This window comes from Vibrio sp. QJM3NY_26 (genome assembly GCF_057786005.1).
This window is the reverse complement of the sequence record NZ_CM173515.1, coordinates 1,040,069-1,055,418: the sequence shown is the minus strand read 5'-3', so window position 1 is coordinate 1,055,418 and position 15,350 is coordinate 1,040,069. Positions and strand designations below refer to the sequence as shown.

The 15,350-nt window shown below is 44.6% G+C and carries 13 protein-coding genes; 5 read left to right on the top strand and 8 right to left on the bottom strand.

Translation table 11 applies throughout. From position 1 onward, the window contains the following. Positions 1–163: 163 nt before the first annotated feature. The 3 genes from AC3CH4_RS04735 to AC3CH4_RS04725 form a co-directional block, all read right to left on the bottom strand. Complete coding sequence (locus tag AC3CH4_RS04735) at positions 164–1,177, bottom strand: manganese-dependent inorganic pyrophosphatase (RefSeq protein WP_114633172.1); 1,014 nt, start codon at positions 1,175–1,177, stop codon at positions 164–166. Positions 1,178–1,381: 204 nt separating this feature from the next. After that, complete coding sequence (locus AC3CH4_RS04730; RefSeq protein ID WP_488543389.1) at positions 1,382–1,834, bottom strand: septal ring lytic transglycosylase RlpA family protein; 453 nt, start codon at positions 1,832–1,834, stop codon at positions 1,382–1,384. Positions 1,835–2,255: 421 nt separating this feature from the next. After that, complete coding sequence (locus AC3CH4_RS04725) at positions 2,256–2,966, bottom strand: SDR family oxidoreductase (RefSeq protein WP_488543388.1); 711 nt, start codon at positions 2,964–2,966, stop codon at positions 2,256–2,258. Positions 2,967–3,185: 219 nt separating this feature from the next. On the opposite strand from AC3CH4_RS04725, the gene AC3CH4_RS04720 reads away from it, so the two are divergent. Then, positions 3,186–4,082, top strand: coding sequence for a LysR family transcriptional regulator (locus tag AC3CH4_RS04720; RefSeq protein ID WP_488543387.1), 897 nt, complete (start codon positions 3,186–3,188; stop codon positions 4,080–4,082). A gap of 123 nt (positions 4,083–4,205) precedes the next feature. Here AC3CH4_RS04720 and AC3CH4_RS04715 read toward each other — a convergent pair whose 3' ends face one another. Then, the gene (locus AC3CH4_RS04715; RefSeq protein ID WP_054546731.1) at positions 4,206–5,582 is read right to left on the bottom strand and encodes a uracil-xanthine permease family protein; all 1,377 of its coding nucleotides are present in this window, start codon (positions 5,580–5,582) and stop codon (positions 4,206–4,208) included. 304 nt (positions 5,583–5,886) lie between these two features. Then, on the bottom strand, positions 5,887–6,378 hold the full coding sequence (locus AC3CH4_RS04710) for a VOC family protein (RefSeq protein ID WP_029222608.1): 492 nt from the start codon (positions 6,376–6,378) through the stop codon (positions 5,887–5,889). A gap of 481 nt (positions 6,379–6,859) precedes the next feature. Here AC3CH4_RS04710 and ahpC point away from each other — a divergent pair, with 481 nt between their 5' ends. Beyond that, a complete protein-coding gene (gene ahpC / locus AC3CH4_RS04705; RefSeq protein ID WP_488543386.1) occupies positions 6,860–7,417 on the top strand; it encodes an alkyl hydroperoxide reductase subunit C in 558 nt (185 codons plus the stop codon). Between the two features lie 228 nt (positions 7,418–7,645). Beyond that, on the top strand, positions 7,646–9,238 hold the full coding sequence (ahpF, locus tag AC3CH4_RS04700; RefSeq protein ID WP_488543385.1) for an alkyl hydroperoxide reductase subunit F: 1,593 nt from the start codon (positions 7,646–7,648) through the stop codon (positions 9,236–9,238). Between the two features lie 141 nt (positions 9,239–9,379). Here the strand turns inward: ahpF and AC3CH4_RS04695 are convergent, their stop codons facing one another. Then, positions 9,380–9,979 carry a LysE family translocator gene (locus AC3CH4_RS04695; RefSeq protein ID WP_488543384.1) on the bottom strand — a complete coding sequence of 200 codons (600 nt, stop codon included), beginning with the start codon at positions 9,977–9,979 and terminating at the stop codon, positions 9,380–9,382. 122 nt (positions 9,980–10,101) lie between these two features. Between AC3CH4_RS04695 and AC3CH4_RS04690 the strand changes: the two genes are divergently transcribed. Beyond that, positions 10,102–10,587: an Lrp/AsnC family transcriptional regulator gene (locus AC3CH4_RS04690; RefSeq protein ID WP_050646347.1), complete on the top strand. Its 486-nt coding sequence runs from the start codon at positions 10,102–10,104 to the stop codon at positions 10,585–10,587. 122 nt (positions 10,588–10,709) lie between these two features. Here the strand turns inward: AC3CH4_RS04690 and AC3CH4_RS04685 are convergent, their stop codons facing one another. Further along, on the bottom strand, positions 10,710–12,080 hold the full coding sequence (locus tag AC3CH4_RS04685; protein ID WP_488543383.1) for an L-serine ammonia-lyase: 1,371 nt from the start codon (positions 12,078–12,080) through the stop codon (positions 10,710–10,712). A gap of 43 nt (positions 12,081–12,123) precedes the next feature. Further along, the gene (locus tag AC3CH4_RS04680; RefSeq protein ID WP_488543382.1) at positions 12,124–13,665 is read right to left on the bottom strand and encodes a sodium:solute symporter family transporter; all 1,542 of its coding nucleotides are present in this window, start codon (positions 13,663–13,665) and stop codon (positions 12,124–12,126) included. A gap of 348 nt (positions 13,666–14,013) precedes the next feature. Between AC3CH4_RS04680 and AC3CH4_RS04675 the strand changes: the two genes are divergently transcribed. Continuing rightward, positions 14,014–15,309: an MFS transporter gene (locus AC3CH4_RS04675; protein ID WP_017092550.1), complete on the top strand. Its 1,296-nt coding sequence runs from the start codon at positions 14,014–14,016 to the stop codon at positions 15,307–15,309. Positions 15,310–15,350: the final 41 nt, after the last annotated feature.

Here is a 15,350-nt window from a genome sequence, read left to right as displayed (position 1 = left end):
GAGCTTAGTGACTTTCCATACTTATGCTAATTCGTGATTTGCTAATACTTGGTTCTCCGATACTCATTTCTGTCCAAATCCCATTTAGACACCCAAACAAAAGGGATTGGTATCTCTACCAATCCCTTTCAGAATTTATTTATAAAATAACGGCTCTTACTCTCTACAAACTCTCAATTGCCTTTTGAACCGCTGGGCCAATCTGACGCTTGCGAGAAGTGACGCCTTCCAAAGTCAGCATATCGCTTGTTGGTTCAGCGTTGAAAGCCGACTTGATGACTTGATAATCGCTTTCGTCCACCCACAGTAAATTAGCTTCTTTGTTCTTAGTGTCTGTGATTGAGAAGAACAGATGATCTAAGCCGTTCTCTTCTTTATAAGACTTCATCGCTGCCAAAAGCTCATCTTTACGGTCAATCAGTTGTTGAGCGGTTAGTGTTTCAGCAACGCCGATGCCCACTTGTTTGCCACCGTACTTAAAGTTCTTGTAGTCCAGTGTCAGGATGGTTTCAGATGAAAGGTGGCTAAGGTCTGATTTAGCAATCAACATCTGTTGACCGAAGTCTTCGATGTCTGAAATGCCTGCAACCTTTGCCAGTTTCTCTGCGTATTCACGATCGTGTTCAGTGGTGGTTGATGATTGGAACACCACGGTATCAGAAAGAATCGCGCCTAAGCCGACACAAGCAAGGTGCTTAGGTAAAGTCACATCAAGCTTTTCAGCGTTGTCAGCCAGAATAGTTGCAGCCGATCCCCAGCCTCGAATATCCATCTCAACAATTTGTGGCGTATTAATCGGTGAGCCACCAATCGCATGGTGATCGACCACAGCAACAATAGATGCTTGGTCGATGGTTGGCGCTAGTTGAGTCACTTGGTTGAAGTCCACCAGCCCTACTCTATATGGAGAGTAATCTGTCTCTACTCGTGGCGATTCTGCATTACAGTAGTTCAAGATAAACGTCGATTCAGGGTTGATAGGCTCAGGCACTGTCGCCGTACCACCATAAATATGAGCCGCGAGCATCGCAGACATTACCGTGTCGCTGTCTGGGCTAAGGTGCCCCGTCCATACGAGATCTTCACTGTTTTCATTGGCAGATTGCTGCAAGCTGAAAGCAAAACTTGCTGAACTGAAAGACATAATTACGGCAGCAACGACAGGTGTTAGCTTCACGGGTATTTCCTTTTCTGGATTCGTTTTAGAACCCAATAAGCTAGCTATTAAAAATTTCAAAACCATGTCAGCGATGTTTCAGATTTACTTCAGTAAGTAACGAAATGTAATTTGGATCTCGTTAGGTTTGCCCAAAAAACAAAAAAGGATCGGTATCTCTACCAATCCTTTGAGTTTCACAAACCAGTACAGGTTTAGAGACAATTAGTGTTTGTACCTAAAGGTATTGCTGTCATCAATAATCTCGATTTTGACAGGCACGGTTCCTTGCTTAACATTGCCGATTCTTGCAAACGCCTTGTGCGAAAGATCGATAACGCGGCCTTTTACATAAGGGCCTCGATCGTTAATTTTCACATCGACAGACTTATTATTGTTTGTATTGGTCACTCTCACGATAGTGCCGAATGGCAAGGTTTTATGAGCCGCAGTATTCGCATTCATATTATACGTCTCACCACTTGCTGTGAGCCTTCCATGGAATTTATCGCCATACCAAGAAGCTTTACCAGCAAGAGCATGTGACTTGGCATATTCCTTTGTTTTAGAACTGCCGACAGCCGACGTTGAGGTACATCCGGCTAATATCATAAGTACAAGAGCGGTAAAAATAATATGTGATTTTTTCATGTGATTTGGGTGAGCTAATCTCTGCATGTTTCTCTGTTTTCGTTGTTGTTGGTTCAGCTGTATGTTTCTGAGTATAGTCGCTACTCAGTCAAGGCTGCCATTCGGTATGATTTACCAATGTTTTCATGAACGATGATTTCTTCCGTCATATTCCTGAAAGGTTTTATCGTCAAAACGTCAACTTTAACAACGTCTTAAATTTGGTTACTTATTAACCACACAGTGCAGATAACCCCAAATCAAACAGCAATCGAAGACAAGATCATTTGTGTCCCACTTCGAATGAAGTGCCGCCCTCCTCCCCCCCAAAAAATGCAAAAAAGGATTGGTCTCTCTACCAATCCTTTTTAGAAGCTGTTTCAGTTTTCTAGTTTGTTGCAGATAGCACAGCACCATCCAAACCTATTAATCTACTAATCTACTAATCTATTAATCTATTAACCTACTGTTAATGCATCTTGTTGTTGACGGTTATTAGTGAGCCACTTAGATAGGTTTTACTCGGTTGAGTCAGCTCAATCATTAACTCTGCCAAATCGGCTGGATCTACCCATGTAGAGTGGTCAGCCTCAGGAAGTGCTTGTCGATTCACTTCAGTATCAACAATGGTCGGCAATACCGCATTCACTTGAAGATTGGATGAAGATCCCTCTGCCGCTAGGCTCTCTACCAACGCGTTTAATGCCATTTTAGACGCCATATAAGGGCCAAATCCTGCGGGTATATTCCGCGCGGTATCACGGGCAGAAACAAACATCAGTGAACCACCTCCCTGCGACTCCATTAATTTGAATATTTCTCTTCCGAAGACAAACGCCGTCATAAAGTTCGCATTCCACAAGTCAGACATTTTACTCACTTCCACGTCAGTCCAATGGCTCCAGGTATAAATGCCAGAACAATGAAAGTGAGCATCGATATGACCTAAGATTTCAGATGCCTTGGCAGCAAGCGCTTGGCTTTGCTTTTCATCAGTAAGATCTCCAAGTAACACGGTCAGATGACCCAAATACTTTTCTTCTAGGCTTTTTGCTCTTGCTTCATCACCGATGCGCCCAAAGGCCACGACGCGGGTTCCGCTCGTAATCAGCTTTTCAATCAGGTGTTGGGCTGTTACCGAAAAGCAGGCTGCAATAGTGGCTGTTCTAATTGTATTCATGGTTATTGCTCGTTGTTAGTGATGGTGTGGGGAATCATAGAGACAACAACCAGAGGTTTGAATCTGCCGAGAGGCAATTCAGTTTTGCTTTAAAAGCAATTAATCTATAATTAAAGAACAGAAAAGACATCAATATCACTTTCACTTCGGGCATCAACTGGACTCATCAGAAAGCTCCGCTTTGGAAGAATCGAAACCATCGTTTAATGAGTAATACACATGAGCCTTTTCAATCGTCTTGCCTATTTCAACTGTGTGGTTGAACAGGGCAGTATCTCCAAAGCCAGTCGGATATTTGATATTCAGCCTTCTTCTATTTCAAGGCAGCTCTCCGCATTGGAAGAGGAACTCAATGTGCGACTGTTAGAGCGTTCGACACGCAACGTAGGCGTCACTGAGGCTGGTCAATTGTTCTATCAATACTCCAAGCGTATTACAGGCGAATTTGATGAAGCGAAACGAGCCGTCAGCGCATTGCATCACTCACCAAGAGGAAGCCTCAAGATAAGCACGACCGTTGCGTTTGGAGAGAGCAAAATCTTGCCACTTATTCCCATCTTTCGGGCTGCTTTTCCTGAGGTAAACGTTGAAATTGAAATCACAGAAAGAGTGGTCGATTTAATCGAGGAAAATGTGGATGTCGCTATCCGAAGTGGCCGACTGCCTGATTCTAATTTGATCGCTAAGAAGCTCGTCCAAAACAACTTTGTTCTTTGCGCCAGCCCTGACTATTTGAGAAGAAAGAAGGCCCCTCAACACGTCGAAGATTTAGCTAAACACGACTGTTTGGTTTATGGCTACAAGGGGTGGCACGATTGGATTGTATTGGATAGCAAACCGCAAAAGATCGACCTCTCTTATTACATGGAAGTCGATTCTGTGAACGGGCAAAAGCAATTGATACTGAACGGTGGTGGTATTGCCCTGCTCCCACAATGGGCGATTGAACAAGAACTTAATACGGATAAATTGGTGCAATTACTGCCCGAGTTTACTTTTAGCCCGTGTAACTATGAAACCAGCACATACGCGATTTATCAAAACCGCCAGCTAGTGCCAAGCAAGGTTCGAGTATTTTTGGATTTCCTTTCGGAGCATTTCGGAACGGCTGTTTAGTTTCTGTATCTGGGTTATAAACTGAAGGGGTGTGTAGCTCTTGATGGGGAAACACAAGACACCGTAATTTAACGACTTAGCGACGCTCTAGCATCGCCAAGTCGTTCTTGGTTCTAAAAACAATCATGCTTTACTGGTTTGTACCGAACTTGCCACAGGCTTGGTTTTGTTTTCTGGAACCAGAGACATCAGCCCAGTAATCACCAGAGCAGCAACACCCGACATCGTTACTGGTGAGCCAAATATGCTTTGCACTAGCTTAGGTGCTTCTTTCAATAAATCCGGTACCAGCATGACCCCAAGCCCTAAACCTAGTGAGATAGCAATCGTCATGATTCTGCGGCGATCCAGCTTCTCACTAGCGATAATCTTGATGCCCGCTGCGGCAACCGTACCGAACATCACCAATGTCGCCCCGCCTAATACTGGCTTTGGAATCGTCATTAATACCGCGCCTAAGATAGGAAATAGCCCTAATAGAAAAAGAATTGCCGCGATGAAGTAGCCAATGTAGCGGCTCGCGATTCCGGTAAAATGAATCACACCATTGTTCTGGCTGAAAGTCGTATTCGGAAAAGTGTTGAATACCGCGGCGATAAGCGAGTTCACACCGTCACCTAGCACGCCCGCCTTGAGTCGATTGATGTATTTTGGCCCCTTAACTGGCTGCCCTGAAAACATGCTGTTAGCGGTCAGGTCACCCGTAGTTTCAATAACGGTAATCAAGTAGATAAAAGCAATCGGCAGGAAGGCTTGCCAATCAAAAGCAAAACCATATTTAAACGGAACAGGAATACTCAATAGCGGCTGCAATGCAAAAGAAACCATTGGCGCTTTGCCCATCAGAATAGCAACGCCCCACCCGACAACCAGACCGACTAAAATCGACGACAGCCTTACCATGGTATTGTTGCTTAGGTTAAGTGCCACTATGGTTCCGAGCACAATCGCACCCAACATCAGGTTGCTTCCTGATCCAAAATCTTCTGCACCAACGCCACCAGCAATATCAGTGACGCCAACTTTAATCAAAGAGACACCAATCGTCGTGATAACGATGCCGGTCACAACAGGCGTGATAACGACTTTGAGTTTTTCGATAAAGCGCGATAGGACGATTTCAACAAATGCACCGAAGAAACAGACACCGAAAATCGTGGCGAGCATTTCATCCGGCCCGCCTCCATTCGCTTTCACAAGAAAACCCGCGCCTAGTACGGAACCTAAGAACGCAAAGCTGGTTCCTTGGACACAGATCATCCCTGCACCAACTGGCCCTATTTTTCTAGCTTGGATGAAGGTACCAACCCCAGACACCATCAGTGCCATGCTGATCAAATAAGGGATGTGTTCACCCAATCCTAAGACACCGCCAATAATGAGCGTGGGTGTGATAATGCCGACAAAGCTGGCTAATACATGCTGCAGCGCCGCGTAACTGGCTGCTTTGACTGATGGTCGATCGTCTAATCCGTAGATCAATTCACTGTTCTGTTCCATGTGACTTCCTTTATGTATTTTTTATTGTATACAATTTACATAAAGGCAATAGAGCAACATATATGCCAATGGTTTAACATTATACTTATCAATCAGTTAAGCTTTCGCTCAAGCCAATGCTGCACTATAGAGCAACACTGTCGGTTTGTTTTAGTGCAACCGAGAACATACAAAGCACTCACTTGCTCTGGCTTATCTGTAACTTCTAACCCTATACCGCAGACACAAAAAAAGGATTGGTATCTCTACCAATCCTCTTTAGGGGGTGTTTCAATTTTTCTACCTATAGAAGGCAGTAACGCTATTACTCGTAATCAGTCGCGTACGTATCTTCGTATGTGTGCGAGTAAAATTCGAATAGGTTGCCAAACGGGTCTTCTAGGTAAACCATTTGTGCTTGTTTTAGTTCGTCTTCTGGGTGGTAACGCATGATGTCCATACGAACCTTTCCGCCATACTCTTCAACGCGCTTAATAGCTGAATGAAACTGCTCTTTTGGAAGTTGCAGACAGAAGTGGAAGATGCCTAGACGAGAGAAATCAACTTCGTGACGCTCTTGGCGCTCTTTCATTTCGAACAGCTCAACACCGATGCCATCAGATGTTACTAAGTGTGCAATGTTGAAGCCTTTGAAGCCTTCGCCAAATACTGCAATACACATACGGCCGATTGCTGATTCGCGCTCTTCCATCACTTTAGTGTTGTTCATTACGATTCTTAGACCTAAAGCTTTCGTGTAAAACTCAACTGCTTTGTCCATATCGCCAACCATTAGGCCTACATGATTCATTTTCATAACTTGCTCCAAATTCGTTTTTAATTCTGTGTGCTTCGAAGACTGGCTTCGATGTTTCGTTTCGATGAAGAGAGTATAAGGAGAGATAGTGATTAACTGAAATTATCATAAATTATATTAATGATAATATTTCGTTATTTACCGATTAGCATAAAACCTCCTCTCACTTAAAGAAGCCATGCCTACATAGATGTTTACGTGAATAGATATTTACGTGAATAGAGGTAAGCCTAAATAGATAACAACCTAAAGAGCATAGCTACCCAAATAGAGCCCTGCCCACTTTGATAGCTTTTGTTGATAAGTTCTGTTGATAATTCTTGTTGATAGCTTTTATCGATAGTCTTGTTCTTTCAAAGATAGGATTTGCCTATTGAATCTATAGAAATGTCCGATTTCACTAATTTCCGGTGCGAATGCAATATATCTCCATCGACGCGGGATAGCGTTAAACACTACAAATTAGAAAGAGAGTCGAATCATGATCAACACAGAAATCAAACCATTCAACGCAACAGCATTCAAAAGCGGCGAGTTCGTAGAAATCACTGAGCAAGACGTTAAAGGCAAGTGGGCTGTATTCTTCTTCTACCCAGCAGACTTCACGTTTGTATGTCCAACTGAGCTAGTTGACCTACAAGACAAATACGCAGAGCTTCAATCTCGCGGCGTAGAAGTTTTCTCAGTATCAACTGACACTCACTTCTCTCACAAAGCATGGCACGATACTTCTGACAAAATCGGCACTATCGAATACTTCATGGTAGGCGACCAAACAGGCAACATCACAAACAACTTCAACGTTATGCGTGAAAGTCAAGGCCTTGCAGACCGTGCAACCTTCCTAATCGACCCAGAAGGCGTTATCCAAGCAATGGAAATCACTGCTGAAGGTATTGGCCGTGACGCTGAAGACCTACTACGCAAGGTTAAAGCAGCACAATACGTAGCCGCTCACCCAGGTGAAGTTTGCCCAGCTAAATGGAAAGAAGGCGAAGAGACTCTAGCGCCATCTCTAGACCTAGTAGGCAAGATTTAATCAAAGCCGAGTTCAAACAAGAACTGCTAAGAAAGAACAAGTAAAACAGAACAGTTAAACGGTTCTACAGGCGCGCTTCGGCCTCCCTCCTAAAGGGCAGTTGCGCGCCACCCTTTCAAACCATCAACGCCACAATATTTGCCGACTTGCGCCCACTTTTTATTTTCCTTTTTCAGCAAGAAGGTATTGGTCAATACCAAGACACAGAATTTAAGAGCAGGCACGATTATGTTAGATCAAGCAATGAAGCAGCAGTTAAAAGCATACTTAGAAAACCTAAAAACCAATGTTCAGTTAGTGCTGAGCCTTGATAGCAGCGATACCGCGAACAAACTTCAAGATCTGGCGAACGATATCGCCTCTCTCACCGAAAAAATTGAAGTAATTCGAGATGATAACGCAAGCACTCGCCGCCCAATCATGCAGGTAGTGAACCAAGAGAAAGGTACTGCGATCGGTTTCGCGGGTTTGCCAATGGGTCACGAGTTCACGTCACTGGTACTCGCACTGCTCCATAGTGGTGGTCACCCTATTAAGCTTGAAGCTGACGTAATTGAGCAAATTAAAGAATTAGATCAAGAGCTTAATGTAGAAATCTTTATCTCACTCTCATGCCAAAACTGTCCAGAAGTAGTTCAGGCGTTCAACATGATGTCGGCGATTAACCCTCTGGTTAAGACAACCATGATCGACGGCGCGGCATTCCAAGACGAAGTGAAGTCTCGCGACATTATGGCGGTACCGAGCGTATTCATTAACGGTGAGCTATTTGGTCAAGGCCGTATGTCACTGGCTGAAATCTTGAACAAAGTCGATTCAGGCGCAGCAGAAAAGAAAGCGGCAAACCTAAACGAACAAGCACCGTTTGATGTATTGGTTGTAGGCGGCGGCCCTGCGGGTTCTTCGGCGGCAATTTATGCTGCACGTAAAGGCATTCGCACAGGTGTGGTTGCTGACAGATTCGGTGGTCAGGTAATGGATACCATGGCGATTGAGAACTTTATTTCAGTAAAAGCAACCACCGGCCCTAAGTTGGTCGCAAGCTTAGAAGAGCACGTAAAAGAGTACGGTGTTGAAGTAATGACTGAGCAGCGCGCGGCTAACATCATCGCAGCTGAAGATACAAAAGACGGCTACATCCACGTTGAACTAGAGAGCGGCGCAACATTACGCTCTCGCACGGTCATCACCAGTACCGGTGCACGCTGGCGTGAAATGAATGTTCCGGGTGAGCAAGAGTACCGCAACAAAGGCGTTGCTTACTGCCCACACTGTGACGGCCCACTGTTCAAAGGTAAGAAAACAGCGGTTATTGGGGGCGGTAACTCAGGTATCGAAGCGGCAATTGATTTAGCGGGTATCGTTGAACACGTAACCGTACTTGAATTTGCAGACACACTGCGTGCAGACCAAGTGCTGATCGACAAAGCGAACGCAACACCAAACATCGAAATCATCAAGATGGCGCAAACAACGCGAGTGGTTGGTGATGGCAACCGCGTAACGGCTTTGGAATATAAAGATCGTAACACCGATGAGCTGAAGCAAGTCGACATTGCCGGCATCTTTGTTCAAATCGGCCTGATGCCAAACAGCGAATGGTTGAAGGGTTCGAAAGTTGAGCTGTCACCACGCGGTGAAATTGAAATTAACGCTCATGGTGCAACATCAATGAAAGGTGTATTTGCGGCGGGTGATGTAACGACAGTACCTTACAAACAGATCATCATTGCGATGGGTGAAGGTGCTAAAGCAAGTTTAGGTGCATTTGACCACCTAATCCGTAACTCAGCTCCGGTTAAAGAAGCTGAAACCGCTTAATCTTTTAAGCAAACATTCCTTAAAACGTTCTTGTTAACTTGCGAGTTATTAGTAACTTACTAATTATTGTTAACCACTTAGTCGATATTTAGACACCACTCCTATGGATTTAGGAGTGGTTTTTTTATTTGTAGAGAGGCTTTATGCTGGTTGATAAAGCATAAAGGCAACCACCATCGCTAAGCTTCCGCCCAAGCAACGGTTCACAAACATCATCTGCTTTGGTGATTGCAGTAACTTTTTAAGCATGGTGCCGCAATACGCCCACACCAACATGCACGGCACACCGGTAATAACCATACCCGCGATAATAGTCACTACTTGAATCAGGTAGTCTGCGTTTGGAGTGATGAACTGTGAGAATACAGTTAATGACGCAATCCAACCTTTAGGGTTTAACACCTGCACCAATACGCCAGACATAAAGCCCGAGCGATTATCAATGGTGCTTTCTTCGATTTGCATGTTAGCAATCGACCACGCCATGAACAGCAAATAAGCTGCGCCCGCGTATTTCAAAATGTTGTATAGCTCTGGATAAAGGGTAAATAGGCTCACCAAACCGACACTGGAACCCGCCAGTACGATGATGATGCCAACAGCGTTCCCAGAGATAAAAGGTAAAGTCGCAGCAAACCCATAACGACTTGAAATCCCAAGTAATGCGATATTGCCTGCCCCAGGTGTAATTGCGATAGATATTGAAAACAGCAAGAACGCCAGCATTAACTGAGAGCTCATTTCCTCTCACTCCTAATAAGTAAAGTATTTATACGGAGAGAGTTTACAGATTCGACTAGGAATTAAATTGCTATATAGGCTAATATTAATGCAAATTTGAGCAAGACTTTTCTAAAAAAGCCATGAAACAGAAAGAATCCACCAAAGAAGTGTTAGATGACACTGATATCGCTATCTTAGAACATATCCAACAAGACGGACGCATGAGCAACAGCAAGCTCGCGGAAAAGGTTAACCTCAGCGAAACCCCATGCTGGCGTCGTTGGAAACGCATGGAAGAGACCGGCTATATCGATGGTTATGCCGCCAAACTCAACCGCAAGAAGTTAGGTTTGCACGTAGCAGGCTTTACCTTAGTGACTCTAGGCAACCACGAGGTTGAAAACACCGAACCGTTCGAAGAATTTGTTGCTGTAACCGATTGGATTCCGATGTGCCACTGCATTGCAGGCGGTGCCGACTACATGGTGCAAGTGTTAGCTAAAGATTTGGAAGAGTACTTTGAGCGTATTAGCTCGATCAGGCGAGTCAAAGGCGTGAGCGCGCTTCAATCCAACATCTCGGTTAAGGAACTGAAGAACAGCTATCTGCTTCCTCTAGAAGACTAGTTCACTTCGCCATACGGCCCTTTTCTTTAAGCGGCAAACAAAAGCCCAGCTATCTAAGATATCTAAAATCTAGATGCGCCGGGCTTTGTTATTTTGAAACGGATATCGTTTATTTACGCTTTCTATTCACAAGGGTGAGCTAAATGAATCAGCGCCAAACCGCCTAATGACGTTTCACGATACTTCTTATTCATGTCCTTACCCGTCTGATACATGGTGGCGATCACTTTATCTAATGAGATCAGACTTTTGCTATTACGTTTAAGAGCCATTCGTGAAGCATTAATAGCCTTCATGGAACCCATCGCATTTCGTTCAATACATGGCACTTGTACCAAGCCACCAATCGGATCACACGTCATACCGAGCGAATGCTCCATCGCAATTTCTGCCGCAATACAAATCTGCTCATTGCTGCCACCGCGTAACGCCGTTAAACCTGCTGCCGCCATAGAAGACGACACGCCCACTTCACCTTGGCACCCTACTTCCGCGCCAGAAATTGAAGCATTGGTTTTGTACAAAATACCAATCGCACCCGATACTGCCAAAAAGTCTTTCAGTTGCTTAGTGTCGAGTTCTTTAATGAAGCGATGGTAATACATCAACACCGCAGGGATAACGCCCGCTGCACCATTCGTGGGTGATGTCACCACTTGGCCGCCGGCTGCATTTTCTTCACTCACCGCAAAAGCAAACAAGTTAATCCAGTCCATGATTTCCATTGGGTCGTTTTCAACGGCCGCATTTGCTTCCAGCTTTTTCAGCAGGTTCGGTGCACGACGTGTCACGTTCAAACCGCCATCAAGAATGCCTTCGGTTTCAAATCCGCGTTCCATACAACGAGTCATCACTCGCCAGATTTGATCGGCTTTTTCTGAGATAACATCATCGCCTTGGAAAGCCGCTTCATTTTTCAGAATCATGCCACCCAAGCTCATGCCGCTGTCTTCTGCTTTTTGCAGCATTTCATCGGCATTTTTGAATGGGAAAGGGACTTCTACGGCTTGGGTTTGATTGCCATTTTCCAGTTCATAAGCGGTCGCAATAAAACCACCACCAATCGAGTAATAGGTTTCCTCAACAATCACATTTCCACTTTGGTCAAGCGCGGTAATCATCATGCCGTTCTCATGCAAAGGCAGATTATCTTCGTGAAATAGCATGTCTGTTTGGTAATTAAAGCCAATGGTGTGACGGCCACTCAACTGCATTTCACCACTGTCGATAGCAAGGCGCATCGCTTCATTAGCGCTAGTGATTTTAATCGTATCAGGCTTATTGCCAAGCAAACCCAAGATGGTTGCTCTGTCGGTATGGTGCCCTATTCCGGTTAACGATAACGAACCATAGAGATCGACCTGAACACGAACTACGTCTGTGATTTTATCCGCGACTAATTGAGTGAAATGGAAACCCGCAATCATTGGGCCATTGGTGTGTGAGCTTGAAGGACCAACACCAATTTTATAGATATCAAAAATGGACAGCATACATTTACCTGTTAAAAATTAGCCAGTTGAGAAGATTTACTCATTAAGAAAGAGCGGCATAAAGCCAATCAGGAATAACAGTACAAGCCGCAATCGTGACGACAGCGAACACTAGCAAGCCGTAATGGCTCGCCGTAGGTTTTGCAAACAAGTGTTTTTGCTTGGCGATAAATTCGTTTTGTTGTTCAGTTACTTGCCCATAGAAATGGCTAACGACAACACCTAGCACTAAGAAAACCACGGTGCCAATCAAGGCAAACCAAGGCCAAGAGATACCACTGTATTTAGCAATAAACACCACAGCCACACTGCCAATACTGCCTGCAATCACCCCTTTCTCATTTGCCTTTTTAAAGAACAAACCAAGGATGAAAGAGCCAAGGCGAATACCAACAAAAATGGAGGTCAGGCTGGCAATCGTCTTAAGCACAGATTCGTTAGACACCGCCAACAAAGCGGGTACAACAACCGAAGCAGCGGCAACTAAACTCATTTTTCTTGCGACCGATTCATAATGTGCGTCAGAGGCTTTCTTACGGAAAAAGCGCTTATAGAAATCGAACGTTGCCACAGTCGCCATCGAGTTATAAGTGGAATCCAGTGTCGACATCGCTGCTGCCGACAGCGCGGATATCACCAAACCAACAATGATGGGATTGGTATGGTTAAACACAAAATCGAGAATCACTTCATTGCTGTTTTCAAAGCTTTGATCTTGATAAAAGACACTCAGTAGAACGCCCATTACCGAGAAAAACAGGTAAATAAAGAACGCACCGTAACCACAAAGCAGCATGGATTTTTGTGCTGTCTTAACGTTTTTGGTCGCCAGCGTTCTTTGAATAATCAATTGGTTAGTGCCGTACACACTTAGATGTAAGAAACTCACGGCCACCACACCCGCCCATAAAGTGGTATCAACACCCAAGTCGAAATCGAGGTTGATGATATTCAGGTGTTCAGGAGACAGCACCTCGCCCGCATCAATCTTCATTAGCAATAAGGCAAAGATAGCAATACTGCCGATGATCAACACCGCCGACTGCAACATGTCTGTCCATATGACGGTCGAGATGCCACCTGCATAGGTGTACAACGCTGTAAACAAACTGATGTAGATGATCGCTTCGGAGATACTCACCGGTAACACTTGCACCAAGATCAGTGCCACCGCATACAAAATCACCCCTGCCGAAATACACTGAACCACAATAAATACGATGGAATTAATCGTGCGAGCAACAACGCCAAAGCGGTGCTCTAGGTATTCATAAATCGAGGTAAGGCCGAGTTTGTAAAACACTGGGACAAAGAAAACCACAGCGAAAAAGATCACTATTGGATAATTCAAATGGACGCTCATCGCTTCCATGCCTGAGCTATAAACCCAGCCCGGCATGCCCACGAACGTCATCGCACTGATGTAGGTTGCAAGAATCGACACACCTGCCGTAAACCAACCAAATTGTTTTCCGCCCGTGGAGAAATCGCCACCAACGCTGTAACGCTTATTCACTAAGTAACTGATAAATAGAGTAGTTAGTACATACAAAGCAATAACCACAAAACTTGAGTACGTAACCATTTTTAGATTCCGTTTATTATATTTCGCAATTCATTCGCCGCTAATACTACTCAAAAATGGATACTTTCCCTCAAAAACCCACAATAAGTGTGAGTATTGTCACTAATATAGACGAATAAACGCTCAAAACGTCCAAATCAGCGCAAACACACGATCTAATGGGATCCAGATCACTAAAACGCACAAAATGGGTACGCACTCATTTTAAAATTGACCTTGATCACGGATCTAATAACCACAAAAATTCTATTATCTCTCCCGAAACGAAGACGGTGTAGTGAACATCAATAACCACTGCACAATAATCAAAACTAAAAACACCCTATAATAAATAAAGGTTTATCGGTCATGACTACTAAAAAACACATGAGCGAAGTTCCTATGATTCAAAGGGTAGCTGCTTATCTAGCAATTCTAGTTGGCTACTTTTTCTATTGTTATAACTTTGTAATTATTGACTACGTACGCCCCTACATCGTAGATGCGTACGATGGTATTAACTTGGCGGATACCGCTCAGTTCTATACATGGCAGTCGGTTGGCGCACTGATTGGTGCTCTAAGCTGTGCATGGGTGGCATCAAACTTTGGTAAGAAATCGACTCTTATTGTCATCACTGCACTGAACGGTGGCGCAACCATCATCAACATGATGTTTACTGATTACGCGATGTGGGCAGCGATGCGTTTCATCATCGGTATTTCTTTGGGTGGCTACTTCACAGTAGCAGTAAGCCTGATGATCGGCCTATTCACACCAAGCGTTCGCGGTAAGTTAACGGCATTCGCCTCTTCGATGTTCTCGGTTGCTCTAATGGCAATGGGCGCATACGCGGCATTCATCTCTAGTGTTGATGCGCCTTGGCAGAGCCTAATGTGGGTGGGTGGTATTCCTCCTCTAGTTGCTGCTGCACTGATGATCTTCATCCTGCCTAGCGACAAGAAAGTGATCGCTTACGGTGAAGAAGATCAAGCCGCAGCTGAAGCATCGAATAAACCAGCGAAGAAAGGTTCTTGGGGTGAAATGCTAAGCGCGCCTTACCGCAAGCTAACCATCACTTGTCTACTACTGGCTGGCCTTAACTTCTATGGCTACCAATTCTTCTCAGGCTTCGTGACAACGTACCTGAAAGAAGTTCGCCAATTTGACGGTTCAACGATCGGCATCATCTTCTCTATCTCAGCATTCGGTTCTCTATTTGGTGCTTGGGTATGGGGTGCAATCGCTGACAAATACGGTCGTAAAGTGAACGCGTTTGGTTTCATTCTTGCGGGTGTAATGGCTTCAGTATTCTTCGTGGCACCAAGCGACGTGATGATCGGCAGCCTAAACATGCTGGCTATCCTAGGCCTTATCTACAACTTCGGTTTGTCTGCTTCTGCGGTATGGGGTGGTTACTTCTCTGAATTGTTCCCAGCTCACTTACGTAGCTTCGGTGCAGCGCTGTTCCACGGTGGTCGTATCATCGGCATGTGGGCTCCAATGGTGTTGGTATTCATCCAAGAGCGTTCAGACCTAGCAACAGCAATGTGGGGTTCACCAATCGTATGGATTCTGGCTGGTCTACTGTGGCTATCTCTACCAGAAACATTGAAAGGTGGCATTTTCGACAAGAGCAAAAAAGCGGAAACAGCAAAAGCTTAATCCCCTTTAGTTGAAACCTCTAAAAGTTGAAAACCTCTCAA